The sequence below is a fragment of the Mesorhizobium sp. B2-8-3 genome (assembly GCF_006440815.1).
GTDB lineage: Bacteria > Pseudomonadota > Alphaproteobacteria > Rhizobiales > Rhizobiaceae > Mesorhizobium.
The window spans coordinates 128,746-153,119 of the sequence record NZ_VFTW01000007.1 but is presented as its reverse complement, the minus strand read 5'-3'; the positions used below and the strand labels follow the sequence as shown (position 1 = coordinate 153,119).

Below are 24,374 nucleotides of genomic sequence, written 5' to 3'. Positions count from 1 at the left end.
CGGTACGAAGCTGTGGAAATGTGACCTTCCACACGTTCCAGTGCCTGCTTCCACATAGAACGCTCCAAAGATAGGGAATCGTCCCGTCAAATATGGGGAAAGGTGCCGATGCGCGCCTTCCGCGAAGGTGATTTCTGCTGGGTCGCGCTTGAACCGAGCGCAACTCACCAACGAAAGGAACCCCTATCGTGCCTCGTTACCTGATTGAACGTACCTTTCCCGATGGGCTTCATGTGCCGATGAACGACGCCGGCGCGACCGCGATGGGCGGCGTCATCGCCCGCAACGCCGAGAAAGGCGTAACCTGGGTGCAATCCTTCGTCTCGCCGGACAAGTCGAAGAGCTTCTGCATCTATGACGCGCCCTCGCCGGAGGCGATCCGCAGCACCGCGCAGAAGAATGCGCTTCCCGTCGACAAGATCACGGAGGTGCGGGTCCTTGACCCCTACTTTTATCGCTGATCGGGCAGATGAACGACAAAACGATGAGACGATCGTCCTTGTCGATGGCGGACCTGTTGTCATGCCGGACAGCGAGGGAGTATCCGCCGCGGCGGATACTCTCGCACCGCGGCGCGGCTTCATGCGGCGGCTCGTGTCGGCACTGTTTTCGCCTGTGCGAAACAGGCGCCGCCGGCCTCTCCCGCAGGATCACCATCTGAGGCGCGACATCGGCCTCCGTGAGCGGGAATTGCCGCGCGAATACTGGGAATATTGGTGGCATTACTGATGTTCCATACCGGCCCTGGCGGGACCTCGCGGTCTCGCCCTTCGAATGACACGCGCGCCAAGCGTCGCAGGCCCGGCCTTGAAAAAGACCGGCCCTGCCCTTGCGCGCGCGCTTAACGGAATTGGAGAGAGAACAGTGAGCATCCCCAGCCTGACCAGATATTTCATCGGCGCATCGGCCCTGGCCGTCATGGCGGCAAGCGCCACCCACGCCGAAACCGTCAATCCGCTTGCCGAAAAGGTGCGGGCGCTGGACAGCCGCTTCGAGGACGTCGCGGTGGCGAAAGCTGAAGGCTACGCGCCGATCCCCTGCGCCAGCGGCATCACCGGCGGCGCCATGGGCATCCACTACGTCAATGCGACCTACCTCAAGGACGACGCCGTCGACGTCGCCAAGCCGGAGGCGGTCATGTACGAGCCGATGGCCGACGGCACGCTGAAGCTGGTCGCCGTCGAATATATCACTTCGAAGGGTCCGGCCTCGCTCGAAGGCCAGCTGTTCAACTTCAACAGCGCCCCCAACCGCTACGGCCTCGGCCCGTTCTACGAGCTGCATGTCTGGGCCTGGAAGCAGAACCCCACCGGCGCCTTCGCCGACATGAACCCGAATGTGTCCTGCGACGCTATGAAGGGGATGTAAGCAGCGCCCTTGCCTTCTCCCCGTTTGACGGGGAGAAGGTGGCCCGAAGGGCCGGATGAGGGGCAGCGCCGGCGATTGCGATTGGCCGCGTTTCGCAGCTAGTGACCTGAAATTAGTGCCAAAACGGCAACAAGGTACGAGACCGCAATCATGGCGTAGGCAATCTGGAGAAAGGTTATTCCGTCACCCTTAATTCGAGAATGACCTCCCAGATATTCCCAAAAATCTTGTCCCGACACGGGAAAATTCAGCGCGAATTCCCGTACGAGATGTCTGCTTATTTGCTATCATGCCCGCGCAGCTTTTTAGCTTTCTACGGCTTGCGCACTTCAGCGCAATTTCCGAAAGCCCGCGCTGCCCCTCATACGCCCGCCGGCACCCCACCCACCCTTTCTTAAGGTGTTTCGGATAGACCGAAACCTTGGAAAGAGGCGGAAAACGGAGAGTTCTGGGTGCGCTTTTCCGCGGCGACGACTGCCGGGCGGTTCCTGCCGCAGCGCTGGGCGCTGCGCATGCGTCCGTTGCTTGGCCGCATCGACGCAGTGCTGTTCACCGCCGACGAGCGCGGCGAAGCCGGGCGCATGTCGCTGATCGCCTTTTCGATCCGTATCATCAGCGCCTTCATCGCCTTCGTCAGCCAGGTGCTGATGGCGCGCTGGATGGGCTCGTTCGAATACGGCATCTCGGTGCTGGTCTGGGTGACGATGGTCATCGTCGGCAACCTCGCCTGCCTCGGCTTCCACACCTCGGTCATTCGTTTCATTCCCGAATATCGCGAACGCGGCATGCTGGCCGAACTGCGCGGCATCGTGCTCGCCAGCCGCCTGTTCGTGCTCGCTGCTTCGACGCTGATCGCGGGCCTCGGCGCCCTTGGCGTGTGGCTCGCCTCGGACTGGATCGAGAACTACTACGTCATCCCCTTCATCCTCGGCGTCATCTGCCTGCCGATGATCGCGCTCGGCGATCTCCTGCAGGGGCTGGCGCGCGCCAATTCCTGGGCGCTGCTGGCGCTCTCGCCCACCTATCTGGTGCGGCCGGTGCTGATTCTGGCGTTCATGGCGCTGATGCTTGGCCTGCACTACGTGCCCGACGCCAAGACCGCGATCTTCGCCTCGATCGCGGCCACCTATGTCACGACGCTCGGCCAGCTGATGGCCGTCACCTCGCGCATGGAGAAAAAGATACCGGCCGGGCCGATGGCGGTGCATTTCGGCCAGTGGATCCTCGTTTCGCTGCCGATATTCCTGGTCGAGAGCTTCTTCTTCCTGCTCACCAATGCCGACGTGCTGATGGTCGGCGCCTATATGAACCCCAACGATGTCGCCGTCTATTTCGCCACGGTGAAGACGCTGGCGCTGGTGCATTTCGTCTATTTCGCGGTCAAGGCCGGCGTTGCCCAGCGCTACGCGCAGTTCACCCATGGCGAACCGGACAAGCTCGCCGCCTTCGCTCGCGAGACCGTGTCCTGGACCTTCTGGCCCTCGTTGCTGATGGCGCTCATGGTGCTGGCGCTGGGCGAGCCGATGCTGATGCTGTTCGGTCCCGAATTCACCGCTGGCTACCCGCTGCTCTTCCTGCTTGTGCTGGGCGTCGTGGCGCGCGCCGCCGTCGGCCCCTGCGAAAGCCTGCTCACCATGAGCGGCAACCAGAACATCTGCGCCGCCGTCTATGCCATGACGCTTGCCCTGAACATCGGCCTCAACGTGCTGTTGATCCCGCTGTTCGGCCTCTGGGGCGCGGCAATCGCCACCAGCCTCGCCATGGTCTTCGAGGCCAGTGCGCTGTCCTTCACCGTCTGGCGCAAGCTCGGCATCGTGATGGCGATCTTCGTGCCCGCAAACAAGGAAATCGCCTGATGGCCGCCGTCCCGTTGCTCGAAGAGACCAGCGGCGGCACCGCCGGCGCCATGGTCTCCAACCTTGCCGGCCTGGCGCGCGAGGTCGACCCCGCCCATATCGAGCTCTTCGCCAGCAACCGGCCGGAGCGCAAGCTCGCCATCTACCCAGCCTCGGCGGGCTTCGAACTTGTCGAGGAACTCGACTATCTCAGCGCCCGCACGATCGAGCCGAACGTCTTCTTCAACCCGCGCTTCCTGGCGCCGGCGATGCCCCGGCTGGAAGACCGCGAGGTGCGGCTTGCCGTCATCCGCGACGGCGACGAATACCGCAACCGGCTTCGGCTTCTGGCGCCGTTCTCGGTCGAGCGGCCGGCGATCCCGCTCGGCGTCCCGGTGATGCGCACATGGTCGAGCCCGTTCGGCCCGCTCGGAACGCCGCTGGTCGATCGCGACGATCCGGTCGGCGTCATCGAGGATTTCTTCTCGATGCTGTCGCGGCCGCATCTCAAGCTACCCAAGGTCTTCGTGCTGCCCGACATCAAGCTCGACGGTCCGGTAGCGAGCCTCATGACCTCGTTTGCCGACAGCCGCGGCCTGACCATGGTGACCACCGGCAAGGTCGAGCGGCCGGTGCTGGAAAGCGATGCCGACGGCGAGGATTACCTCAAGGCCTCGCTGCGCGCGCACCACTATCGCGAGTTCCGCCGCCTGAAGCGGCGTCTCGCCGACCTCGGCAAGCTCGAGCACATCGTGGCACGCGGGCAGGACGAGATACGCCATGCCATCGAGAGCTTCCTGACGCTTGAAGCGGCCGGCTGGAAAGGCCGCGAGCGCACCGCGATGGCGATCGACCGTTACCGCGCCGCCTTCGCCCGCGAAGCCGTGCATAGGCTGGCCGAGCAGGACATGTGCCGCATCCATCTGCTGACGCTCGACGGCCGCACCGTCGCCTGCCTGGTCGTCTTCGTCGAGGCCGGCGTCGCCTACACCTGGAAGACGGCCTATGACGAGGCGCTTTCCGCCTATTCGCCGGGCACGCTGCTGATGATCGAGGTGACCAAGCAGCATCTCGACGATCCCAACATCGTCATGACCGATTCCTGCGCGGTTCCGGACCACCCGGTGATGAGCCGGCTGTGGAGCGAGCGCAAGCCGATGGGCACGCTGGTGGTCGGGCTGACGCCGGATGCCGACCGGCTGGCACGTCAGGCGGCCTCGCAACTGCATCTCTACCGTGAGACCCGCAACATGGCGCGCATCCTGCGCAACCGCATGCGGAGCCTTTTGAAAAGGCGCTAGATCAACGGCGGGACACAAGCTATGGGTCCGCGCGGCGAACTCGGGCCGGCCTACACGAAACCATCCAGATGATCAGAAGTCGTTTGTGTCACACCAGTTTCCGTGCGGCCGTGCTGCTGACTGCGCTCATGCCTGCCCGGGCCTGGGCCGATACCTGCCCGGAGGATTGCTCCGATCCGCTGCCTCCCCCGGTCAGCATCTACAGCCAGACCACGGGCGGCTATCTGAGCCCCGCTACGGCCGGCGCACTGCCGCGTGTCTATGTGCCGAACCGCTCCTCCAACAGCGTCTCGGTGATCGACACCGTCACCCTGAAGGAAGTCGGCCGGTTCCCGGTCGGCAGCAAGCCGCAGCACGTCGTGCCGTCCTGGGACCTCAAGACGCTTTGGGTCGCCAACAACGGCACCGGCAGGAACGGCAGCCTGACGCCGATCGACCCGATGACGGCCAAGCCCGGCCAGCAGATCCCGGTCGACGACCCCTATAATCTCTACTTCATGCCAGACGGCAGCGCGGCAATCGTCGTCGACGAGGCGATGAAGCGGCTCGATTTCCGCGACCCGCACACCATGGCGCTGAAATCGAGCCTGCCGACGCCGACCTGCCCCGGCATCAACCATGCCGATTTCTCGGTCGACAGCTCCTACGCGATCTTCACTTGCGAATATGGCGATGGCGGCCTGGCCAAGATCGACCTGAAGAACCAGAAGGTGCTCGGCCACCTCGACCTCTCCAAGATGGGCATGCCGCAGGACATCCGCCTCTCGCCCGACGGCAAGGTTTTCTACGTCGCCGACATGATGAATGATGGCGTGTTCCTGATCGACGGCGACAGTTTTCGCGAAATCGGCTTCATCCCCACCGGCATCGGCACGCATGGCTTCGTCGTCAGCCGCGACGGCAAACGCCTTTATGTCTCGAACCGCGGCTCGCACAAGATGGAACAGGGCAAGGCCAACGGCCGGGGCAGCGTGACGGTGATCGACTTCGCCACCCGCGCCGTGGTCGCGCAATGGCCGATCCCGGGCGGCGGCAGCCCCGACATGGGCAATGTCAGCGCCGACGGCAAGCAATTATGGTTCTCCGGCCGCTTCGACAGCGACGTCTATATGATCGACACCACCAGCGGCGGCGTGACGAAAATACGCGTCGGCGTCGAGCCGCATGGGCTGACGGTGTGGCCACAGCCGGGGCGCTACTCGCAGGGACACACGGGGAATATGCGGTAGCAGCCAGCTCCAACACAGCAGTTCAGGCCGGGCTGCGCCGATGCCCGATCGGCATGAGATTGCTGGTGAGCCCACCGGGCCGGACGAGTTCCTGCGGGATGCCCAGCCAGGGATGCCGCCGACATGGCGTCGAAATGGCGACTGTTGCGTCCGACCGATCAGGGTGCCCATCGAACTGACCAAGGCTGGCAATCCGGCGATCCCAACTTCGTGATGTCCTTGTGTCTGCACAAATGGCACATCGTCACACAACTGAAATCCGGCGCGCCTAGCGGGTTCCTCGCCGCATCGCCGGCACACATCTCCCGCCACTTCCTACATCGAGGAAAGACCATGCTTTTTCGTGCCATTATCGCGCCACTGGGCATCTCACTGTCCATGGCATCATCCAGCTTCGCCGCCGACCTTGTCGAAGCACCCCCGCCGGCAGCACCGACCTGGACTCTGGGGATCGAGGGAAGTCCCGAGTTCTACGCCATCGACAATGGCAGCAACAAAGCGCGATCGCTCGCCGACACCTACTTCAAGTTCAGCGTCTCGCACAATTTCGCCGACAATTTCGTCGGCGGGATATTCATCCAGCCGACCTTCAAGACCGGTGGAAAGACACAATATTACGGCGAGGCGAGTCTCGGCTACAAGATCAAGCTGACGGACGCCTTCACCCTCACTCCCAGCGTTGCCCTCGGCTACACTTGGCATGACACCGGCATCGTCAAGGACGCCGACGCAAATGCGCAGATCCCCTACTACGCCTTGTATCTCGCCGGAGATTGGAAACTGTCCAAGCAATGGACGTGGAATGTCTTCAACTTCCGCTACCGCAACGCCTTCAACACCACCTGGGAAACGCCGAAGCTGGCCACAGGCGTGACCTACAACATCGACTCCACCAATGCGGTCTATGCCAACCTCGGCTATTCGTGGAAAAAGGCCGATACGACGTCGGCGCCTTACGACGATCTCGCCGGCGACAAGCTCAACATCGCGATCGGCTACAAGCACTCGCTCTGATCGCTAGAGCAATTCCAGGAAAAGTGTGTAGCGGTTTTTCGTCCGGAATTGCGTGAAAACAACAAAGGCGCAGGCTGGCCGTCGTCGGCCTGCGCCCCACGCCCGCAATGCAGCTCTTGCGGCTCTGAGGCCACCTCCAGAAAGTCCCAAGACCGCAATGCGCTCCCAATAGGCCGGAGACCCGGCAGGGGAACGTGGCGCGTGCTGATAATCGGATTGGGCGCGCAAATCCTTGGCCAAAATATTCCGACCCCCACCAGCCTGTCATCCAACCGTCATGCTGCGGACCTACACATCCACAAATCCGGATGGATGGATGGATGGACAAGACTACTGCTCTGCTGGCGCTGGCCGCGCTTGGTCAGGACACAAGGTTAGAGACGTTCCGGCTGCTCGTGCAAGCGGGTGCCGAAGGCGTTCCAGCCGGCGAGATCGCATCGCAGCTGGGAACGGTGCAGAACACCATGTCTGCGCATCTGAAGGTCCTCGACCGCGCCGGGCTTGTTCGCGCCGAACGGGAGGGGCGGATCATCCGGTATGTCGTCGACATGAACGCCTTTCGCGATCTGCTGGCCTACCTGATGGAAGACTGCTGCAGGGGCGCCCCGGAGCTTTGCCGGCCGGTCATCCAGGCGGTGACCTGTAAATGCTGACGATCTCAATGGAGGCTCGGCACCGTGTCCGCTGACCTGCCGCGACGGCTCGCTGCCGAAGGACTTGGAACTGCGATGCTGGTCGCCACCGTGGTCGGTTCCGGGATCATGGCCGACCGGCTGACCCATGATGTGGCGCTCGCCTTGCTCTGCAACACCTTGCCGACCGGCGCGATACTGATCGTGTTGATCACTATCCTCGGCCCGATTTCCGGTGCGCATTTCAACCCAGCGGTCACGCTCGTGTTCAGCCTGAGGCACCAAATGGCCCGCGATGTGGCCCTGACCTACGTGGCAGCCCAGCTCGCGGGAGGCATACTCGGCACACTGACGGCTCATGCCATGTTTGACATGCCGCTCTTCAGTCTCTCGACCACGGTGCGCTGGGGGCCTGGTCTGTGGATCGCTGAGGCGGTTGCGACCTTCGGCCTCGTCTTCACCATCCTTGCCGGTCTCCGCTTTCGCTCTGATGCCATCCCGTGGCTGGTTGGCCTCTACATCGTGGCCGCCTATTGGTTCACTGCCTCGACATCGTTCGCAAACCCGGCCGTGGCCGTGGCCCGCGCCCTCTCCAATACCTTCGCGGGCATCCGGCCGCTCGATGTCCCGGCCTTCATCGCAGCCCAGCTTGCCGGGGCTCTGGTGGCAATGGCGCTTGCCGGCTGGCTGCTTGCGGAACCCCAAGCCATCACCAATGAGGAACCCGCCGAATGACCATCACGATCTATCACAACCCCCAGTGCGGCACCTCGCGAAACACGCTGGCCATGATCAGGCAGAGCGGCGAAGAGCCCGAGATCATCGAATACCTCAAGACGCCTCCCTCACGTGCAAAGCTGGTTGAGCTGATCGCAGCCATGGGGATCACTACCCGTGCGCTGCTTCGGGAGAAGGGAACGCCCTATGAGGAGCTTGGGCTCGCGGACCCAAAGTGGTCAGACGACGATCTGATCGACGCCATGCTCAAGCATCCGATCCTGATCAACCGCCCAATCGTGGTGACCCTGCTGGGCGCGGTCCTTGCGCGACCCTCTGAGGCGGTCCTCCCGATTTTGCCCAATCCCGACATCGGCCCCTTCACCAAGGAAGACGGCGAGGTCGTTATCGACGCGACCGGTAAACGGGTCGTTTGATCATATTTCGATCTTTGTCGAAATAGGTATTGACCTGTGCCGGCGGCGGGTGCAGTGTTATTTCCATGAAACTCGAACAAGCAGCAAAACAGCTCGAAGCCATCGGCAACCCGACACGGCTCAAGCTCTATCGCACACTGGTCAGAGCCGGCGAAGCAGGCCGGCCCGTGGGGTACTTGCAGGACAGCCTTGGCATCGCGGCCTCGACGCTGTCCCACCATCTGCATCGCCTCATTCTGACCGGCCTCGTGACGCAAGAGCGGCAGGCAACGACCCTGATCTGTCGGGCCAACTACCCTATCATGAGGGAGCTGATCGGCTTCCTGGCTGACGAGTGCTGCGCTGACGCCGCTTGCGGTGCCGCCGAGGGCGAAGCAGCGGCATAGCGCATATTTTTTTGTTTCGTATTTCGATGATCCCGGAAGGACGGAAACAATGCCGATGAATGACCATGACGCCCTCCCTGTCGCCGTCATCGGAGCCGGCCCGGTCGGCATGGCGGCTGCAGTCCATCTCGTTCAGCGTGGGCTCCCCGTGAAGGTCTACGAGGCCGGCGCGGAAGTCGCCACCAATCTCCGCGACTGGGGTCATGTCCGGGTGTTCACGCCTTGGCGCTACTGTGTGGATCGGACGGCGGTAAGGCTTCTTGAGCGCAGTGGCTGGACGATGCCCGATCCTGAGGCGTTCCCAACCGCTGACGAGCTGATTGCGCACTACCTTGAACCGCTCGCAAGGCTGCCTGAACTCTCAACGTCTATCGAGACCAACGCCAACGTGGTCGGCATCTCCCGCTGGGGTGCGGACAAGGTATTGAGCAAGGATCGACAGGCAAGGCCCTTCCTGTTGGTCGTGAAGACCGCCGACGGGATCAGGCGCGACCGCGCGCGCGCCGTCGTTGATGCGTCCGGGACATGGCAGACGCCAAACCCACTTGGGGGCGGTGGTATCACGGCGGAGGGTGAAGCGGAGTTCGCTGACAAGATCGCTTACGGCATCCCCGACATTCTCGGCCGCGACCGCAACCTCTATGCCGGTCGCACGACGCTGGTTGCTGGCTCCGGCCTTTCGGCCGCCAACGCTCTGCTGGAACTCGATAGACTGGCTGCTGACGAGCCGGGCACCGCTTCTCTCTGGGTGACACGCAGTACCGATCTTGTTCGCATCTATGGTGGTGGAGACGCCGACCAACTTCCCGCTCGTGGCGAGCTGGGTGCCGATGCTCGCGAGCTGGTGGAAAGTGGCGGCACAACGATGGTCACCGGCTTCGCAACGCTGGCCATCCGCGGCTCAAACGGCCGCCTGACCGTTGAAGGTCAAACGCGGGACGGCTTACAAGTGCTGGGGCCTGTTGACCGTATCATCGCCGCGACCGGCCAGCGGCCCGATCTCTCCCTCACGCGCGAACTTAGGCTGGACCTTGACCCGTGGCTTGAGAGCGTCAAGGCGCTGGGGCCTCTGATCGACCCCAACGAGCACTCCTGCGGCGACGTTCCCCCGCACGGCCATCGCGAACTGAGCCATCCCGAGCCCGACTTCTACACCGTCGGCGTCAAGAGCTACGGCCGCGCTCCGACCTTCTTGCTGCTGACCGGGTATGAACAGGTACGGTCGGTCGCGGCAGCCCTCGCTGGCGAGATGGCGGCTGCGGATGCCGTGCAACTGGTGCTACCCGAAACAGGCGTCTGCACCGTCCCTCCCTCAACCATACGCGCGACGGGTGGCGGGTGTTGTGGTGGCCCAGCTCCTTCCGAGGCTGACGCCTGTTGTGTCGCCGACGCTGAAGCGAAAGCCGCTGGCAAGAGCGGCTGCGGTTGCAACGCAGCAGCATGAACGAACCAAACCGCGATGGAGCGCAGTCGGCGAACGATCATAACCGTCCTTGGACTGACCCAGATCATGGCTTGGGGGTCCACCTACTACTTGCCGGCGGTCATCGCACCGAAGGTAGCCGCCGACACTGGCTGGCCGCTGACTTGGGTCGTTGGCGGATTGTCGCTCGGCTTGCTCGTCGCCGGCTTGATCTCGCCTCATGTCGGCTCATCCATTGAACGGCACGGCGGCCGAAACGTACTTGCGTTCAGCGCGTGCTCGATCGGCGTCGGCCAGATCGGGCTTGCGGCCGCCCCAAACCTCGTCGCCTACATCGCGGCATGGGTCGTTGTGGGACTTGGCATGGGGGCAGGCTTGTACGACGCCGCCTTCGGCACCCTCGGGCGGCTCTATGGGCACGGCGCGCGCTCCGCTATCACAACCCTCTCGTTGTTCGGCGGGTTCGCCAGCACCATCTGTTGGCCGATCTCGGCCTTCCTGATTGGCGAGACGGGCTGGCGCGGCACCTGCCTCGTCTATGCCGCGGTACAGTTGTTGTTCGCCCTCCCCCTCTATCTCGCAATGCTGCCGCGTGGGGTGCCTCCGCCGAGCGTCCCGGACCGGCCGGGAAAGACACAGGCTGCGGTCCCTTCTGCGGCGACCTCGGTTCCGATCACGGTTCTCCTGGCTGCCACGCTGACGTTGGCGGCGGTCATTTCGTCGACGGTGTCAGTTCATCTGCTCACCATCTTGCAGGCTGGCGGCATGGCGCTTGTCGCCGCCGTTGGGCTCGGGGCACTCGTCGGCCCCGCTCAAGTGTCGGCGCGTGCTGTCGAGATGTTCATCGCCCGCTACCATCATCCCATCTGGACCAAGTTCGCGTCCGTGACATTCGTCGCCATCGGCATTGGTGCGCTCTGGGTCGGGGTTCCGGTTGTGGCTGTGGCGCTTGCCTTCTACGGGGCTGGTATCGGCCTCGAAACGATAGCGCGGGGCACGCTGCCGCTCGCTCTGTTTGGCCCTGCGGGATATGCGAGGCTCATGGGACGTCTCGCTATGCCCAGCTTGATCGCTCAGGCAGCAGCGCCGTCCGTGGGAGCGTTGTTGTTGGAGCAAGTCGGCCCTCATGGCACCCTTGCAGCTCTCGCCGCTTTGGCGTTGCTGAACGTCGGGCTCGCCTGCAGCTTGGGCTGGCTGATCTTCCGTCGTCGAACACTGCAGGTTCAGATGCAGTAATGCATAGCGACCGGCCGGGTTGTCACTCCCAGCGTTGCGCTCGGCTACACTTGGCATGACACCGGCATCGTCAAGGACGCCGACGCAAATGCGCAGATACCCTACTACGCCCTGTATCTCGCTGGAGATTGGAAGCTGTCCAAGCAATGGACGTGGAATGTCTTCAACTTCCGCTACCGCAACGCCTCCAGCACCACCTGGGAAACGCCGAAGCTGGCCACAGGCGTGACCTACAACATCGACTCTACCAATGCCGTCTATGCCAACCTCGGCTATTCGTGGAAAAAGACCGATACGACGTCGGCGCCTTACGACGATCTCGCCGGCGACAAGCTCAACATCGCGATCGGCTACAAGCACTCGCTCTGACCGCGCGACAAAGGCGCAGGCTGGCCGTGATCGGCCTGCGCCTGCTGTTCGCGACGCGACGCGCTGACGATGACCGGGCACCTCCACAAAGATCACGATCGTTATTCAGCCACCCGAATATCGACGCACGGCCGATAGTGCTTAGACCTGCCGCGAAGGTTGGTCTATCGCTAGATGGGATGTTGGCGGAGTTGCCTTGAAGACTCTGGCGTCTGATCGCTAGAATGGCGCTGGGTTGCGGGGTAATGTATGTCGAGCGCCGACACTTCGAAGAACCATCATTGGTGGCCGGTCGGGTTGCAAAGCTATTGGACTGACAAAGCAGGCGACGTCTCATGGATCGAACCTAGCGGGACAGTCGACCGCAAGCGGGCTGCGAACAGAAAGATCGGCTACAAAATCCACGGCCACACGCTTTTTAAGGTCGGCGAGTGGGAGCACAAGTTCGAAGACGAGTTTGACGTTGACAACGAGGTTCACAACACAATCCTGGCCTTTAGGAAACTAAAGCCGCTGGGTTACTCACCGTCGGATTGGCTCAAGATCGCTCAGCTTCTCTTCAAAAAAGATAGATCTTTAAAGGACTATTGCAAATTCTTTCAAATAGACGAACGAAACCATCGCACCTTACTGCTCCTTATATATTCTATCCTAATTCGAAGCCCAGCAAGCAGATCACGGTATGAGAATTATCCTGGAATGATGGGATTACCACCAAGTGAGGAGGTAGGTAAAATAAATATGTCTCAAAGATATCGTATTGCAAAGAAATTATGTCTAAATGGCATAATTTCCAATCAATGCTTTATTATTCTCCGGTCACCTCTCAAGAAATTCATCTTTGGTGATGGAAGCTTAGACTGGATAACTAACGGTTTGGTCACCAACAAGACAAGCGGTCGGGCTCTTATCTCTCTGACGCCCGACCTTTGCATATATTTTTGCACACCGATGACAATGCGTTCTTCACCGAATTGCGCGTCGATGATCGCTCCGCCTTGGATGGTGGATTGGATTAACCAGATAACGCAAGTCTATTCGAGGGATAAGCTGTTTTTCTTAGGGCGCCCGCCTACGCTGACCGATGCCTTCAAGAAGGCTCAATTTCTGGAGCACAAGAAAAAGTCCGACGACCTGATCGAGATGCTGGACAAGATCGCTGGCATCGAAAAGCGTCAGCGATTTTTTGGCCTCGCCTGAGGAAGGCTGCATCCAAAGGTGGTGGTGCCCCTAGCCGGGATCGAACCAGCACTCCTTGCGGAACTCGATTTTGAGACTAGAGCCGCCACTGGTGGCAGCTAGGTATTTCAAGGAGTTAGCTCGGAGGTCGTCTGCCACTGGTGGCGGTTACTTCCAGGTCAGCTCTTGGGGGCAGATGAGATACTCGCCGTGGGCCTGGCACTTGAGCTGAAGGTCGTTGAGCGCGTCCTGGTGTGCCGTGGACTTCCCGTCAGTCTTGCCGATGCTGTAGGCCACGACTAGGGCGATGGCTCCAAGCACGAGCCAGGTGGTTGAGTTGTCAGTTGACGGCATAAGGACCCCTCCGCTATAGGCCCTCATCGTAATGCCCCTTTGGCGGAATTGGTAGACGCGCCGGACTCAAAATCCGGTTCCTTCGGGAGTTCCGGTTCGACCCCGGAAGGGGGCACCATCATTGCCTCGGCCTCATCCAGAAACTTCCTGGCTTTCGCGATGCGATGGCGGATGTGCGCCTCGCTGGTCCCGAAGTGCGCCCCTAGGGTTGCCTGCCCCAGCTCCATGGCGGCAGCGCGTAGGGTGTCGTGGTATGGGTGCTTCATTGCTCGTCCACCCTACGTAAGGTTTCCTTCTCGAAGGTCAGGTTATTGAGCGCGGTGACGAGTTGGGTGAGGTTCACCTGGGCGTGGAGGAAGGCCCCCATATCGTCCGGGTCAACATGGAACAACGGTCCTCCCTCGGAGCAATCGGCCAGCGCTGTCAGGAACTCTTCCTCGGTGATGGGCGGTGTCCTCATGGTCCGGCGCTCCCCTGGGCGATGACGAGGAAGCGGATGCGATCCGCCTCCCCCTTGTCTAATACCTTACGGTGGCTGCTGCCGTTGGTGTGACCCCGGTACTGCCAGATGGTGTGCCAGTTGTCCTCCGAGAAGAACTTCCGACCATCAAGCATCTCCAGGTACTCACGCTTTGGCTTGGGTGTCCGCGCCTTCATACCATCAACTCCCTGGCGAACCTGGCCACGTCCTCGGGGCTCGCACCCGTGGCGACATAGGCCTTGATGATCTCCCCAACGTTGCTCCCCTTGGGTGCCTCTGGCTCGGGCTGCTCGACGCGGAAGTACTCCCGGCTGCGAGACAGGTCCCCGCCCCCGATAAGCTCCAGGTAGCCCGCCGTGGTACTGATCTGACGGTGACGCATGACACGCTGGAGGGTGGCCGTGGGCATCCCCCGGTCGTTGGCGTACCAGGCGAACGTGCGGCGGAGCGCCTTCATGGTGGCGGTCGGGATGTGTTCGACCTGGAGGAATGCCCGCACCTTGCCCCACCTATCGGCGGCCTGCCTCGGGGTGATCGGGAAGAGCTTGTCCCACCTATTGTCGATGGCCCTGGCGACTGCCCTCTTGGCCACCTCGGCGGCCTCCGGGAAGACGGGGATGGAGTTCTGGGCGTTGACCGTCTTGGTTCCATCGGGCTGGAGCCAGGGGTCCTTTCCATTGAGGCCGGTGAAGAGGCGCGGCTCCAGGCGGAGCGCTTCCTCGACGCGGAGACCCTGGTAGCAGATGAAGTCGATGAGGTCTGCGAACATAGCATCCGTGTAGGTGGACAGAGGGTCGCGCAGCCAGGTGCTTACCCGGTCCTGGTCCTCGGGGCGCAGCCACCACTTCTCCACTATGCGTGTCGCCTCGCGGGGCATCGATAGGACGATGGTGCAGAGGGCCGGCGTCTGCTTGCTCGCGATCTCGTTGACGATGTGGAAGTGGGAGAGCTGCTGGTTGATGAAGGAGGGGGAGTTGCCACCCTCACGGAGCTTCTTGACGAAGGCGTGGAGGTCGGCACTCACCATCATGTCGATGTCGTACTTCCCGAGAGCCTCGAAGAAGTAGACCATGCGCCACAAGCAGGGCTCGACCGACTTGGCGGACCTCATGCCATGCCAGTGGGTCTCCAGCGCGATGCGGGCTGCCTCGCGGAGGGTGCCTGTCTTGTGGGTCGGATTGCGGTACTCGTTGGTGTCCGCGTGACGGTAGGCTTCGAGCGGTTCGGAGAGGGGCTCCTGGGTGGCAGGAACGGGCCACATACCGTAGGCCGTCAGGGCTGCCTCGATCTCCCTCTCTAGGTCTTGAGCCTCCTTGTAGGTGTCGGCGGCCTTCCTGATGCGCTGATAGCCCTCCTTGGCGGCGGCCCTGTTGACCGTCACCAAGAACTTTCTGCCATTAGGCTGAATTGGCATGCACCCTCCCCCGTACCCCGCTTAGGATGTACGCTAGTTGGTCCACCAAGGCCTTCCCCTTATGGGTCAGCCCCACGGTCTTCATGCGACGGTTGAGGGGATATTCCTCCACCTGTACCAGGCCGAGACCATCCTTGTCGCTCCGGTACTTGTCGCCCAGGTACCGAAGGTGTGTTGACAGGGTGGTCGGACCGATACCCAGCCTCCCTGCCAGTTCTTCAAGAGTGGCGGGACCACCACGTACCGGATCATCGCCCCATATGGCCGCACCCAATAGGGTATTGAGGATAGCCAGCGGCATTATCTGCCCGTCTGTCTGGGTGGCCTGGACCCTCTTGTTGGCTTCCAGGTAGGCCCTCAAAACTTCTTGTTCCGGCGTCATTCAACGTCTCCCTTATGCACTACGCATACGCACAATTACGTCATATCTGTATTGAAGTCCAGCGCCCTCCGCTTGTCCTCCTCATGGGCCTCCACCCATGGGGTCAGGTCCTCCTTCCTACGCCAGGCAAGGAGGTAGTCTCGTATTTCAAAGGGCTCCAAGCAGTCCAGGGCGAACATGATGGCCGCCACAGCGGATGGGTGGGCTATCGTATGGGCAATCAACTTGTGTTTCCTCGTGTTACGGTCTTCGACGGTTGCCGCTATCAGGTGCCAAGAGGGGGCAACAAGAGCCACCCCCTCCCGGTTAACAATTGTGGTTAGCCGTTCGCTGCCGCCTTGGCCGCCTCCGTGAACGACTGGCCTTCAGCCTCCTCCAAGGTGGCCTCCGAGGTGGGCTGGGTGGCGTAGGTGTGGGCGACCTCCGCCGAGGCAATGGCGTTCTTGAAGTTCTTCTCGCCGTCGAAGTCCTGGCGATCGATGCCCATCATTTCCGCTAGTTTGTCCATCCGGTAGTCCTGGTCGGCTTCCAGGTGGACCTCATCACCTTCGGCGTCGATGCCGATCCACTCCAGGTCTTCGAACGCGATGGTCTCGGGACGCGCCAGCTCCGCCGAGAGCTGCTTGCCCAGGCGCTTCTCGTACCAGCCGGAACGTTCGGCCAGCATGGCGTTGGCCAGGCCGTCCGCCCACTCGGGACGCTCGTCCGCCGCCGTGAGGACCTTGCCCTCCAGGTGGTCGATGAAGATGGCACCCTCTTCGCCGGTCTTCGTGATGATGATCTGCTTGCTCATTCGTATGCTCCTGAAAAGTCCTTCTTCCTGGATGGTCCCGGGGAGGACAGCTCGAAGGACGGATAGCGCCCCTCCCCTGTGGACCACGACCCCGCTTACAAAGCCGTGATCCACTATTAACTTTTCTAAACACACTACGTCAATGGGCAGTGTGTGCGAATGCGTATGGTTACTTTTTCCTAAAGACCCTCACGCCCTTCGGGTCCTTGGAGACCGACACGGTGAACTCGGGTGCCGTCTTGCCCTCCTTCTGGAGGCGGTCCCTGAAGGTCTTGATGCTGCCGCTGATGGTCTTGCCACCGACATCCTTGATGAAGACCGAAGGCCAGGTCTTGGGGTCGCTCGGGTTGCTCGGCGCGGGGAATGTGGACCAATCGTATTTCGTGTTGGCCTGAGAGCGCGACGGCGGGGCGATGCCCACCTCGATCTGGAAGGCACCCCAGGCGACGGGCTTGGGCTCCTCCTGCTTACCCTCCTCGGTGCCGCCTTCCGTCTGGCCGCCCTCGGTCGAGGTCTCGGTGTTCTCCTGCTTCGCCTTCTCCAGCTCCTCGCCGCCCTTGATGGCGTCCATGAGGCTCGGGGCGGCGGTGGTCTTCGGGGTCTTCGTCATGTCAGTCTCTCCTTGTGATTGATCAGATGAGGATGATGCGGGCGGAAGCGATCTCGGACAGGCTGAGTGCCGTCTCCGGGAACGTCTCCTGGGTGACCATGAGGGTCTCCTCGTCGTGCGAGAGGACCTGGCAGTGGCGGTAGACGAAGCCGGACTTCATGGTCAGGTAGTCCAGCTCGTATGGGGTGCCGGCACTGGCCAGCTCGCCCAGGCGCTTGAGGAGGAGCTTCATGCTCGGGCCTCGTGCTGCGTCTTGAGGGCGAAGACGGCGAGTGACCGCCGCGTGTACCGATGTTCGAGGAGGGTGCCCTCGGTAGGCGGAAGCTTGAGGGCTGCCTCCAAAGTCTTCGGAGGCTTGGTATAGAGTACGCAACGGAACCTCCCCGGCACGTATTGCTCGACCTTGCCGATGATGGAGGGCTTGAAGCCTTCCTCCTGGACGAAGGTCGTCGTGCGGTTGTGGGTAATGAGGGTGTAATCCCTCGGGACATGGTGAGGAGTGACTTGACGCTCACTATGGGACAATATTCCTACGTCCCCGTCAAGTACGTTTTGTACGACCGCAGTACGTTTTGTCATGCTGTGGCCTTTCGAGCACTGCGCTGCTTGCTGCGCCAGGCCTTGGCCGCCATGCGCTGGACCAGCTTGTCGCGGCTGCGCTGACGTTTGGCCTCCTGGCGCTCGCCCTGGCGGCGGACCTGGCGCGACACCGGGCCGACGCTGGGTGCCGGTGTGGCGTCAGCGGGGAGCGGCTTGCGGTCGGACAGCGGTATCATCTTCGGGTCCAGGCTGATGGGCATGGACGGTGGCGGCATGAAGCTGCGCATGAGGGCAGCCGCGAGGGTGGGCAGCGTCCGGGTGTGCTTCATGATCATGCCTCCCGTGCCTGGCGGATTTTCTCCCAGAGAGCCTGGGTGGCTTCCTCGGGGCTCTTCCCCGTGGCGACCTGGCCGTAGCCGTGCCGCGTGAAGACGCGTTCCGGTGGCGGAGTGTCGAAGGCCCGCTGTCTGATGGTGTGGTGGAGTGTCATTGTCCTTCCTTTCTGTGAAGATGCGTAGGGTTAGATCAAAGCGAGAGACTTGCGGGTCTCTTCAGCCAGCACATAGAGGGGCTGGGAGGGGATGCCCCCTGTCCGCGCCGCGTAGTGCATGAACCAGAAGGGGATGTCGTGGCACCCGACCACCATGTCCCCGTTCTTCTTGATGTGGCGGAGGGTGAAGTCGCCGACACGATACTCGATGGTGGGCACGAAGCCCTGGTGTTCACGGCGGCACTTGACCGCCATCCAGTAAAGCCTGGTCGCGATGGGCAGAGGCACCGTGGCACCCCATGTGGTCACCACCTGGTCGCCTTCGATGCGGGGCAGCGGGCGGGCGGTGTGAGTGTTGAACCTGACGGGGCCGGTTTCATTGCGCAGCCAGGCCTTGAGCTTGGGCCAGACCTCCTCACGGTAGCGCTTCTTGGCCTGGTGCTCGCGGGCAAGCCTGGTGGCTTCCTCCATGCGTCGTGAGGCCTCGGCCAGTTCGCGGACGCCGGTAACGATCCCCTCGGGGTCCAGGTTGATGGACTCGAAGCCTTCAACCTCGAAGACCCGGATGTAGTCCTTGACCTCCTCGATCATGGCTACCGCGCGGTCGTAGTGCCACGCCTTGTTGGACCGCGCTCGCTTAGACTTCTCCAGGGTGTCCGAGATTTCCTGGAGGTAATGCCGGACGTTGAAGTGGTGGTTTTCGCCCCGAGGGTTGACCACCCGGAAGGTCTTGAAGTGGAGTGAAGCCGATTGGACCTTGCTGGTATGCTGGGTAGTCGAGACCGAGTAGGTCCGGTTGGTGAGGAGTACCACGATCCCCTCGGCGGTCTGGACGCGGCGGGCAATCGCGAAGTGATGACCCCAGGAGTAGATGGTGTCACCCTCGTAGAACATGGCGTGACCCTTGCGGTGCTTGCCTGTCTGGTTGGCCCAGGCGTGGGCGACCTCGTTGTGACTGCTCATGCGAGTTCTCCAGGTATACGAGTGAGGAAGGCGTCGAGGCGGTCAGCCATGCGGCCCCAGGCGGTAGCCAGTGCCTTGTCCTGCCAGTTGGCTTCGACATGGGCTTGCTTCTCGGCGCATATGTTCGAGAGTGCGGTAAGGAGGCGCTCCATGCCGATGGCGTCGAGGAGCTGCTCAAGCTGGGTGGTCTCTTCGGGCGTGGCGGAGCGTGTCATGCGAGTGCTCCGGCCCAGATGCAGACCGTTATGCAGAAGGCGACGATGGCGAGGCCGCTGGCGATGTCCCGGAGGAGGTCCTTCATGACACCACCTCGTCGTCCTCGTAGGCCTCGTTGAAGGACAGGATGAAATCCTTGACGCTGTTCAACTGGTCCCGCGAGAGGGTGCGCAGGATGTACCGGCAGCCCTCGGTGTCCGGCTTGCCTGAAAGTTGCTCCTCAATGCACTTGATCATGGCCTGGGTGTGAGCTGTTCGTTCCATGGTGTTGCTCCGTGTGTTGATGCGTAGTGTGGAGGCGTAGCTAGGCCCAGTTGCGGCCCAGCTTCACGTCCTTGGGGTCGATCCCATATGCGCGGCCTGCTGCCGCCTTGAGGTCCTTGAGGCGGGACCCATCGTCAGGCCCGAAGTAGGGGCCGATCTGGACGCCCGCGTTGTCCTTCACCAGGTATGGCCACCAGCCTTCCTTGCTGTTACCCCACGCCTCGATCCGGTGCGCTCCGGTAGCTACGAGGTCCTTGATGAGGGCGAACTGCCCGCCTTGGTAGGACCATTGTCTCCAACCTCCCCTCATCGACCGAACTCCTTGAACTCGCTCTGGATGCAGAAGGAGATGCAGAGGCGACCGACCTTGATGAAGCGGAGGCCGCCGACCTTGATGGTCCTGATGTTGAACATGGTGTGTTCCTCCGTGTGAAGATGCGTAGGGTCAGGGCACAAAGCGGCCCTGACGTGGTTCCGGTGCGGATGGTCTGGGAGGGTTAGGGCTGGAGGAACTTCTGGAGGCCCGCGATGATCGCCAGGCCGAGACCCAGCATCGTGCCCAGGCGCACAGTCAGTGAGAGCGTCTGGCGCTCGATCAGGTGCTTCAGCTCCGCGATGTCTGCCTTGGTGGCGATCTGGGGCATGATGTAGTCCCTTGCGGCCTCTGCGTGGGCGTCTGCCTCGGCAGGCTTAACGCCGGCCTCGCGCAAATGCTTCGAGTAGCCCAGTGTATCAAATGCGAGCGTCATGGTCACCTCATGGTTCGTGTGAAGATGCGTAGTGTCAGCGCGAAGAGATGCGGACGACGATGGCGTCTGCTGCGTCCTGGGACCTGAAGCCCTGGGCGGCGAAGTGGAGGGCGAGCGCCAGGTGGTTGCCCACGGTTATGCCTTTGGGCAGGGCCAGGTCCACGAGGTGCAGCCATTCTGCAAGGGAGGAGGCCAGAGTGTCAGAGATGGGGACTGTATGCACCATGAGGGTGGGCTCCGTGGCGGTTGCGTGTGTCGTAAGAGATGGGCGGCTCCGGTGCGCTCCGGCGGCCAGATGGTGGGCCTAGTGTCGTGCCTGCTGTCACCGCCTCTTGATGCGCCGCGAGGTCACGCGATCCTCATACCGCTCTGGCCGCTCATACTCGCCGCGCCCACCCGTTGCCCATCTGTCAAAGACTGGCATGTCGTCGCCTTCAAGCTCGCGATCCTCGAAGACCCTAGCTTGTGTCTGGTAGGCAGTCCGTTTGTTGCCCGTGTGGTGGTCACGGAATGAGTTACCATAAGGGAGGGTGCGCAAGGTGATTGCCTCGTCGGTTTCGTGTGGTGTCTCGTTCAGCCATGGCTACCAATGCCATGAGACCGACTTTCCACCCCTCATCCCGTGCTTTCCACCTAGCTACCTAAGCGCCTTATGGGAGGGGCAGCGCCGAGCTTCTTCAACCCGAGCGAACAGATGGTATGTGCTTAGGCCTATCTGTCAGAGGCCGCCCTAGGGCCGAAGCCCCGTAAGCTAGGAAGTCCCTCGCTCCAAGGGGGAGCGGAATGAGGGTCATCATACGCATTCGCACACAGTGTGCAACAAAAAAATGCACTGATAGCGAACTTTTTTTCAGGGAGGGTCTCAAAGCCCTATGATGCAAGGGTTTGAGGGTGGACCATCTTCCCCTCGATACCCCATGGCAAGGCCTCATGAGGCCGCCAGAGGCCGCCCGCAAGCCGGCGACATGGTGCATATGCGTATGGTCGCGGATCAACCATGAGGCCGCACCATGAGGCCGACACAAGGGAAGGCAGGGAGGCCGCTCGACGCGACCATGAGGCATGACCCAGACCCAGACCCAAGGGAAGGCATGAGGCATGCCGCTAGGTCGTGGCATGAGGCAGGGACATGAGGCCGCGCCATACTGGCATGAGACCCATGGGAGATGGTGGGCAATGTGATTGGATGTGGTCACTGATAGGATCACACGAGGGAGGGAGAGCCCACCGTAGGAAGAAAGTCCTAGAGGGTGGCAGGATGGGCCATAGTGGCATGGCTACTAGTTTGGAAATCGAGCGATACCACTAATGAAATCAATGGGTTAGGCCGTCTGGTCAGGCTCGATGAGGCCCAGAGGCCGGCAGCGGAGCCACCCGACCCCCCACGGGGGGAATGCCGCCATCTGTCACGTAAATCGGATGTGTCGCGTGACCGACCCCTTGGGGCGATCCGGCAAGCAGGAGGAGCATGAGGAGGACGAGGAGGGTCCTCACCCCAGGAACTTCACGACGAGGAGCTGGAGGTAGTCCCAGAGGTACGGCAGGAAGAACAGGAAGTCAGTCACTTTGAGCACCAGGAGCAGGAGGGAGGGATAGCATCCCCCACCCCTCTACTACCGGGAGGACAGGCACCAGGTACGACTAGAGGGGTGGGCATCAGGGAGGGACATCAAGTCAATCACCTTGAGCACTAATGCCTAGAGGGAAACCTCATGGAGCAATGAGGGGGAGATGGGGTCTCCATCCCCCTCTCTAAGGCCTCCACTCTAGGCTACTACTTAATGGTATGACTTGATGGAAGTAGGTCGGCATTGATGCACAATGTCGCCACAATCAGCGCCTTCCACCGCCCCTCAAGCCGGCCCTTAGAGGCCGCCTGGTGGCGTTCCGCATGAAGCTGGCCTCTTGTGCCTCCAGGCGCTTCAGGAAGGCGTCTGTGCGGCTCTCCTCGGCCTTTGCAGCCTGGTCCCGTGGTGACAGCCCCAGCTCCTCCAGAAGCATCGCCAAGACGCCCGCAAGGCCTTCCACGCGGTCGTCGTGCGTGAGGCAGTCCTTCTCGCGGGTGAGCCGGGTGATCTGGTACATGAGGCTGTAGCGGTCGCGCAGCTCGGTGCCGTCGCGGCCCATGGTCGTCTTGTAGTCCTCCTGGAGGACCTCCTTGGCCATCACGATGCGGTTGGCCTGGAAGATGGGCTCCAAGACTTCCAGGATGCGAAGCTCCTTCTGGACCTTGGCGGCCCGCTCCGAGACAATCTCCGTCATGGTGCGCGTGTCGCCTGGCCTCTTTGGAAGCTGGCCGTTCTTGTCCTCCCAGGCCTTCTTGACGTAGGGCCGGAGGAGCGCTGCGAACATGCCCTGGCCGAAGTCCTCTTCCACCCGGCAGACCGCCACGTCGAACTCCACGAGGAGCTGGGCGATCTCCTTCAGGGTCTTCTCCCCGTAGCCGTCCAGCCACCCTCGCTGCTTGAGCACGAAGGGCGTCGAGTGGAGCACCCCTGCGATGGTGAGGGTCGTCTCGTCCTTGCCCTTACCGGAGGGATCGATGAAGGCCACCTTGCGGGCGTACTTGCTGTAGCCGTCAGAGACGCTTGCAGGGCCGTACACGCGGTCGCCGTCCAGGGCGATGCACTCCACGTCCTTGAGCGCCAGGTGGTCCCCAGAGCCCCAGGAGACAAGATCGGGGCCTGTCCTGCGGTCGAGGCTCATGACGATCATGTCAGTCAGCCGCAAGGGGTACTTGTCCACGTCACTCAACGAGGTGTCGAGCATGAACTGGAGCGCGAAGCCCGCCTTGCCCCAGGACAGCTCACGGGCTGCCAGGTCGTCGTCGCTGAAGCGGGTAGGCTCGGTGGAGGTCCCTGCCAGGCGCGGGTTGCGGTCGAGCTGGTAGGCGATCCAGGTGGCCAGCTTCTCGCCGTACTGCCGGCGCTGCTTCCCGGTCGGGTACCTGGCTGGCCAAATCTTGATGATGTAGCCTCGCTTCACCAAGCCGTTGTAGATCGAGGCCTCCGTCTGGGGGGTTCCCAGGAAGATGATCTGGCCGCCTGGCTTGATGATGGCGTCGAACTCCTTGACGCTATCGGACAGCTTCTCGCGCATGTCTGGGGTGGCGGAGTTGGTGTTGGTCTCCACGTCATCCCCGATGATCAAGTCGCCACGGAAGCCGACGATCTGGGCCGTGATGCCAACCGCAAAGAGGGAGGGCGTCTGGTCAGGCCTCGCGGGTCCGACATCGAACGCCTGGGAGGACTGCCGCTGGTTCGGCTTGGGGCGGAGGTGCTGTAGGAGAGGCCACTCGGTGATGAGGCCCAGACACCAGTTCACGAAGGCCACGGAGCGGCGGACGGAACCGGAGGCCACGAGGACCTTCTTCTGGGGATCGCGGAGGAGCGTCCATAGGGCGTAGGCACCCGTGATCCAGCTCTTCGCCGCGCCACGGAAGGCCATGATGATAAGGTGGTCGATCTCCCCCGACCTGGGGTGGTGCTGCATGAACCATGCGATGTCGAGCTGGAGGGGCGTCGGATCGGGTAGCTTGAGGTAGCGCCACAGGAGAGTCAGGAAGACCCGGAAGTCATCCCGAATTGGATCCCCGAAGTGGAGGGGCGTGAGGGAGGTACTGGCGGCCGCGGCCCTGGCGATCGGCGGGGCCTTGAGAGGGTCAACGATGAGGGCGCCAGCGTCACTATGCTGGAGGTCAGTCATTACGATACCTATGGAGGTCGTCATGGCTGCACTGGATGATCGGCTTCTTGGCAAGCTTCAGGGGCGCGTAGGCTTCCTTGTAGGAAAGCTCCTTGCCGCACGGGTCAGCTCGACGCCCGGACCAGTTGGTGGCCGTGCCCCAGGTAACCTTCTCGGTGAAGCCGCATGAGGTGCAGATGCGGGTGGCAGGCAGAGGGGAGAAGTAGTCCGATAGCTTCGTGTCCGCGTGGGCGACCACTGGGTGCTTGCACTCGGCCTGGACCTGGCGGATGACTCGGCGGAGGTTG

General features: G+C 62.0%; 30 protein-coding genes and 1 tRNA gene. 15 read left to right on the top strand and 16 right to left on the bottom strand.

Annotation, left to right across the window (positions count from 1 at the left end):
- Positions 1 to 188 precede the first annotated feature (188 nt).
- The 15 genes from FJ418_RS13900 to FJ418_RS13830 all read left to right on the top strand — a co-directional run bounded on the left by FJ418_RS13900 (position 189) and on the right by FJ418_RS13830 (position 13,598).
- The gene (locus FJ418_RS13900) at positions 189 to 461 is read left to right on the top strand and encodes a DUF4242 domain-containing protein (RefSeq protein ID WP_140658868.1); all 273 of its coding nucleotides are present in this window, start codon (positions 189 to 191) and stop codon (positions 459 to 461) included.
- Between the two features lie 457 nt (positions 462 to 918).
- Complete coding sequence (locus tag FJ418_RS13895) at positions 919 to 1,368, top strand: hypothetical protein (protein ID WP_226892223.1); 450 nt, start codon at positions 919 to 921, stop codon at positions 1,366 to 1,368.
- Between the two features lie 452 nt (positions 1,369 to 1,820).
- The gene (locus tag FJ418_RS13890) at positions 1,821 to 3,224 is read left to right on the top strand and encodes a lipopolysaccharide biosynthesis protein (protein WP_140645231.1); all 1,404 of its coding nucleotides are present in this window, start codon (positions 1,821 to 1,823) and stop codon (positions 3,222 to 3,224) included.
- Positions 3,224 to 4,504, top strand: a complete 1,281-nt coding sequence (locus tag FJ418_RS13885) for a GNAT family N-acetyltransferase (RefSeq protein WP_140866309.1) — start codon at positions 3,224 to 3,226, stop codon at positions 4,502 to 4,504. Before FJ418_RS13890 ends, FJ418_RS13885 begins: the two co-directional genes overlap by 1 nt.
- 68 nt (positions 4,505 to 4,572) lie before the next feature.
- Positions 4,573 to 5,733, top strand: a complete 1,161-nt coding sequence (locus FJ418_RS13880; RefSeq protein ID WP_140866306.1) for a YncE family protein — start codon at positions 4,573 to 4,575, stop codon at positions 5,731 to 5,733.
- A 333-nt stretch (positions 5,734 to 6,066) separates the two neighbouring features.
- Positions 6,067 to 6,747 carry a hypothetical protein gene (locus FJ418_RS13875; RefSeq protein WP_140866303.1) on the top strand — a complete coding sequence of 227 codons (681 nt, stop codon included), beginning with the start codon at positions 6,067 to 6,069 and terminating at the stop codon, positions 6,745 to 6,747.
- Positions 6,748 to 7,067: 320 nt separating this feature from the next.
- Positions 7,068 to 7,400 (top strand): helix-turn-helix transcriptional regulator, encoded by a 333-nt coding sequence (locus FJ418_RS13865; RefSeq protein WP_140645227.1) that lies wholly within the window; start codon positions 7,068 to 7,070, stop codon positions 7,398 to 7,400.
- A gap of 24 nt (positions 7,401 to 7,424) precedes the next feature.
- The gene (locus FJ418_RS13860; protein ID WP_140866297.1) at positions 7,425 to 8,114 is read left to right on the top strand and encodes an MIP/aquaporin family protein; all 690 of its coding nucleotides are present in this window, start codon (positions 7,425 to 7,427) and stop codon (positions 8,112 to 8,114) included.
- The gene (gene arsC, locus FJ418_RS13855; RefSeq protein WP_140866294.1) at positions 8,111 to 8,533 is read left to right on the top strand and encodes an arsenate reductase (glutaredoxin); all 423 of its coding nucleotides are present in this window, start codon (positions 8,111 to 8,113) and stop codon (positions 8,531 to 8,533) included. The genes FJ418_RS13860 and arsC overlap by 4 nt, the downstream gene beginning before the upstream one ends.
- A 65-nt stretch (positions 8,534 to 8,598) precedes the next feature.
- Positions 8,599 to 8,919, top strand: coding sequence for a metalloregulator ArsR/SmtB family transcription factor (locus FJ418_RS13850; protein ID WP_140866291.1), 321 nt, complete (start codon positions 8,599 to 8,601; stop codon positions 8,917 to 8,919).
- 55 nt (positions 8,920 to 8,974) lie between these two features.
- The gene (locus tag FJ418_RS13845; protein ID WP_140866288.1) at positions 8,975 to 10,363 is read left to right on the top strand and encodes an NAD(P)-binding protein; all 1,389 of its coding nucleotides are present in this window, start codon (positions 8,975 to 8,977) and stop codon (positions 10,361 to 10,363) included.
- A gap of 15 nt (positions 10,364 to 10,378) precedes the next feature.
- Positions 10,379 to 11,578, top strand: coding sequence for an MFS transporter (locus FJ418_RS13840; RefSeq protein WP_140866285.1), 1,200 nt, complete (start codon positions 10,379 to 10,381; stop codon positions 11,576 to 11,578).
- Positions 11,579 to 11,803: 225 nt separating this feature from the next.
- Positions 11,804 to 11,947, top strand: a complete 144-nt coding sequence (locus tag FJ418_RS31915; protein WP_181166932.1) for a hypothetical protein — start codon at positions 11,804 to 11,806, stop codon at positions 11,945 to 11,947.
- A 249-nt stretch (positions 11,948 to 12,196) separates the two neighbouring features.
- Entirely contained in the window at positions 12,197 to 13,147 is a 951-nt protein-coding gene (locus FJ418_RS13835) for a hypothetical protein (protein WP_140866283.1), read from the top strand.
- Positions 13,148 to 13,513: 366 nt separating this feature from the next.
- A tRNA-Leu gene (locus FJ418_RS13830) sits at positions 13,514 to 13,598 on the top strand.
- A 144-nt stretch (positions 13,599 to 13,742) separates the two neighbouring features.
- On the opposite strand, the gene FJ418_RS13825 is transcribed toward FJ418_RS13830, so the two are convergent.
- The 16 genes from FJ418_RS13825 to terL all read right to left on the bottom strand — a co-directional run bounded on the left by FJ418_RS13825 (position 13,743) and on the right by terL (position 24,087).
- On the bottom strand, positions 13,743 to 13,940 hold the full coding sequence (locus FJ418_RS13825) for a hypothetical protein (RefSeq protein WP_140866280.1): 198 nt from the start codon (positions 13,938 to 13,940) through the stop codon (positions 13,743 to 13,745).
- Positions 13,937 to 14,137, bottom strand: a complete 201-nt coding sequence (locus FJ418_RS13820) for a hypothetical protein (protein ID WP_140866277.1) — start codon at positions 14,135 to 14,137, stop codon at positions 13,937 to 13,939. Before FJ418_RS13820 ends, FJ418_RS13825 begins: the two co-directional genes overlap by 4 nt.
- A complete protein-coding gene (locus FJ418_RS13815) occupies positions 14,134 to 15,375 on the bottom strand; it encodes a tyrosine-type recombinase/integrase (protein WP_140866274.1) in 1,242 nt (413 codons plus the stop codon). The genes FJ418_RS13820 and FJ418_RS13815 overlap by 4 nt, the downstream gene beginning before the upstream one ends.
- Complete coding sequence (locus FJ418_RS13810) at positions 15,359 to 15,757, bottom strand: hypothetical protein (RefSeq protein WP_140866271.1); 399 nt, start codon at positions 15,755 to 15,757, stop codon at positions 15,359 to 15,361. Before FJ418_RS13810 ends, FJ418_RS13815 begins: the two co-directional genes overlap by 17 nt.
- 319 nt (positions 15,758 to 16,076) lie before the next feature.
- Positions 16,077 to 16,550, bottom strand: a complete 474-nt coding sequence (locus FJ418_RS13800) for a hypothetical protein (protein ID WP_140866265.1) — start codon at positions 16,548 to 16,550, stop codon at positions 16,077 to 16,079.
- Positions 16,551 to 16,719: 169 nt separating this feature from the next.
- Entirely contained in the window at positions 16,720 to 17,160 is a 441-nt protein-coding gene (locus FJ418_RS13795) for a hypothetical protein (protein WP_140866263.1), read from the bottom strand.
- Between the two features lie 22 nt (positions 17,161 to 17,182).
- Positions 17,183 to 17,392: a hypothetical protein gene (locus tag FJ418_RS13790; RefSeq protein WP_140866260.1), complete on the bottom strand. Its 210-nt coding sequence runs from the start codon at positions 17,390 to 17,392 to the stop codon at positions 17,183 to 17,185.
- Positions 17,393 to 17,735: 343 nt separating this feature from the next.
- Positions 17,736 to 18,035: a hypothetical protein gene (locus tag FJ418_RS13785; RefSeq protein ID WP_140866257.1), complete on the bottom strand. Its 300-nt coding sequence runs from the start codon at positions 18,033 to 18,035 to the stop codon at positions 17,736 to 17,738.
- Positions 18,032 to 18,190: a hypothetical protein gene (locus FJ418_RS31910; RefSeq protein ID WP_181166931.1), complete on the bottom strand. Its 159-nt coding sequence runs from the start codon at positions 18,188 to 18,190 to the stop codon at positions 18,032 to 18,034. The genes FJ418_RS13785 and FJ418_RS31910 overlap by 4 nt, the downstream gene beginning before the upstream one ends.
- Before the next feature lie 30 nt (positions 18,191 to 18,220).
- Positions 18,221 to 19,153, bottom strand: a complete 933-nt coding sequence (locus FJ418_RS13780) for a hypothetical protein (protein ID WP_140866254.1) — start codon at positions 19,151 to 19,153, stop codon at positions 18,221 to 18,223.
- The gene (locus tag FJ418_RS13775; protein ID WP_140866251.1) at positions 19,150 to 19,368 is read right to left on the bottom strand and encodes a hypothetical protein; all 219 of its coding nucleotides are present in this window, start codon (positions 19,366 to 19,368) and stop codon (positions 19,150 to 19,152) included. The genes FJ418_RS13780 and FJ418_RS13775 overlap by 4 nt, the downstream gene beginning before the upstream one ends.
- Before the next feature lie 82 nt (positions 19,369 to 19,450).
- On the bottom strand, positions 19,451 to 19,633 hold the full coding sequence (locus tag FJ418_RS13770; RefSeq protein WP_140866248.1) for a hypothetical protein: 183 nt from the start codon (positions 19,631 to 19,633) through the stop codon (positions 19,451 to 19,453).
- Positions 19,634 to 19,673: 40 nt separating this feature from the next.
- On the bottom strand, positions 19,674 to 19,943 hold the full coding sequence (locus tag FJ418_RS13765; RefSeq protein WP_140866245.1) for a hypothetical protein: 270 nt from the start codon (positions 19,941 to 19,943) through the stop codon (positions 19,674 to 19,676).
- Positions 19,944 to 20,130: 187 nt separating this feature from the next.
- Positions 20,131 to 20,382, bottom strand: a complete 252-nt coding sequence (locus FJ418_RS13760) for a hypothetical protein (RefSeq protein ID WP_140866242.1) — start codon at positions 20,380 to 20,382, stop codon at positions 20,131 to 20,133.
- A gap of 34 nt (positions 20,383 to 20,416) precedes the next feature.
- Positions 20,417 to 20,608, bottom strand: a complete 192-nt coding sequence (locus tag FJ418_RS13755; protein WP_140866239.1) for a hypothetical protein — start codon at positions 20,606 to 20,608, stop codon at positions 20,417 to 20,419.
- 1,607 nt (positions 20,609 to 22,215) lie between these two features.
- Positions 22,216 to 24,087: a phage terminase large subunit gene (gene terL, locus FJ418_RS13750; protein ID WP_140866236.1), complete on the bottom strand. Its 1,872-nt coding sequence runs from the start codon at positions 24,085 to 24,087 to the stop codon at positions 22,216 to 22,218.
- Positions 24,088 to 24,374: the final 287 nt, after the last annotated feature.

What these genes read in the sequence shown, in the direction of transcription:
- FJ418_RS13840 (WP_140866285.1), top strand. Translation starts at nt 10,379, where the DNA reads ATGGAGCGCAGTCGGCGAACGATCATAACCGTCCTTGGACTGACCCAG.
- FJ418_RS13800 (WP_140866265.1), bottom strand. Translation starts at nt 16,550, where the DNA reads ATGAGCAAGCAGATCATCATCACGAAGACCGGCGAAGAGGGTGCCATC.
- FJ418_RS31910 (WP_181166931.1), bottom strand. Translation starts at nt 18,190, where the DNA reads ATGACACTCCACCACACCATCAGACAGCGGGCCTTCGACACTCCGCCA.
- FJ418_RS13785 (WP_140866257.1), bottom strand. Translation starts at nt 18,035, where the DNA reads ATGATCATGAAGCACACCCGGACGCTGCCCACCCTCGCGGCTGCCCTC.
- FJ418_RS13775 (WP_140866251.1), bottom strand. Translation starts at nt 19,368, where the DNA reads ATGACACGCTCCGCCACGCCCGAAGAGACCACCCAGCTTGAGCAGCTC.
- FJ418_RS13875 (WP_140866303.1), top strand. Translation starts at nt 6,067, where the DNA reads ATGCTTTTTCGTGCCATTATCGCGCCACTGGGCATCTCACTGTCCATG.
- FJ418_RS13865 (WP_140645227.1), top strand. Translation starts at nt 7,068, where the DNA reads ATGGACAAGACTACTGCTCTGCTGGCGCTGGCCGCGCTTGGTCAGGAC.
- FJ418_RS13780 (WP_140866254.1), bottom strand. Translation starts at nt 19,153, where the DNA reads ATGAGCAGTCACAACGAGGTCGCCCACGCCTGGGCCAACCAGACAGGC.
- FJ418_RS13755 (WP_140866239.1), bottom strand. Translation starts at nt 20,608, where the DNA reads ATGGTGCATACAGTCCCCATCTCTGACACTCTGGCCTCCTCCCTTGCA.
- FJ418_RS13895 (WP_226892223.1), top strand. Translation starts at nt 919, where the DNA reads ATGGCGGCAAGCGCCACCCACGCCGAAACCGTCAATCCGCTTGCCGAA.
- FJ418_RS13885 (WP_140866309.1), top strand. Translation starts at nt 3,224, where the DNA reads ATGGCCGCCGTCCCGTTGCTCGAAGAGACCAGCGGCGGCACCGCCGGC.
- FJ418_RS13815 (WP_140866274.1), bottom strand. Translation starts at nt 15,375, where the DNA reads ATGCCAATTCAGCCTAATGGCAGAAAGTTCTTGGTGACGGTCAACAGG.
- FJ418_RS13795 (WP_140866263.1), bottom strand. Translation starts at nt 17,160, where the DNA reads ATGACGAAGACCCCGAAGACCACCGCCGCCCCGAGCCTCATGGACGCC.
- FJ418_RS13820 (WP_140866277.1), bottom strand. Translation starts at nt 14,137, where the DNA reads ATGAAGGCGCGGACACCCAAGCCAAAGCGTGAGTACCTGGAGATGCTT.
- terL (WP_140866236.1), bottom strand. Translation starts at nt 24,087, where the DNA reads ATGACTGACCTCCAGCATAGTGACGCTGGCGCCCTCATCGTTGACCCT.
- FJ418_RS13790 (WP_140866260.1), bottom strand. Translation starts at nt 17,392, where the DNA reads ATGAAGCTCCTCCTCAAGCGCCTGGGCGAGCTGGCCAGTGCCGGCACC.
- FJ418_RS13770 (WP_140866248.1), bottom strand. Translation starts at nt 19,633, where the DNA reads ATGGAACGAACAGCTCACACCCAGGCCATGATCAAGTGCATTGAGGAG.
- arsC (WP_140866294.1), top strand. Translation starts at nt 8,111, where the DNA reads ATGACCATCACGATCTATCACAACCCCCAGTGCGGCACCTCGCGAAAC.
- FJ418_RS13825 (WP_140866280.1), bottom strand. Translation starts at nt 13,940, where the DNA reads ATGAGGACACCGCCCATCACCGAGGAAGAGTTCCTGACAGCGCTGGCC.
- FJ418_RS13835 (WP_140866283.1), top strand. Translation starts at nt 12,197, where the DNA reads ATGTCGAGCGCCGACACTTCGAAGAACCATCATTGGTGGCCGGTCGGG.
- FJ418_RS13880 (WP_140866306.1), top strand. Translation starts at nt 4,573, where the DNA reads ATGATCAGAAGTCGTTTGTGTCACACCAGTTTCCGTGCGGCCGTGCTG.
- FJ418_RS13765 (WP_140866245.1), bottom strand. Translation starts at nt 19,943, where the DNA reads ATGAGGGGAGGTTGGAGACAATGGTCCTACCAAGGCGGGCAGTTCGCC.
- FJ418_RS13845 (WP_140866288.1), top strand. Translation starts at nt 8,975, where the DNA reads ATGAATGACCATGACGCCCTCCCTGTCGCCGTCATCGGAGCCGGCCCG.
- FJ418_RS13810 (WP_140866271.1), bottom strand. Translation starts at nt 15,757, where the DNA reads ATGACGCCGGAACAAGAAGTTTTGAGGGCCTACCTGGAAGCCAACAAG.
- FJ418_RS13850 (WP_140866291.1), top strand. Translation starts at nt 8,599, where the DNA reads ATGAAACTCGAACAAGCAGCAAAACAGCTCGAAGCCATCGGCAACCCG.
- FJ418_RS13760 (WP_140866242.1), bottom strand. Translation starts at nt 20,382, where the DNA reads ATGACGCTCGCATTTGATACACTGGGCTACTCGAAGCATTTGCGCGAG.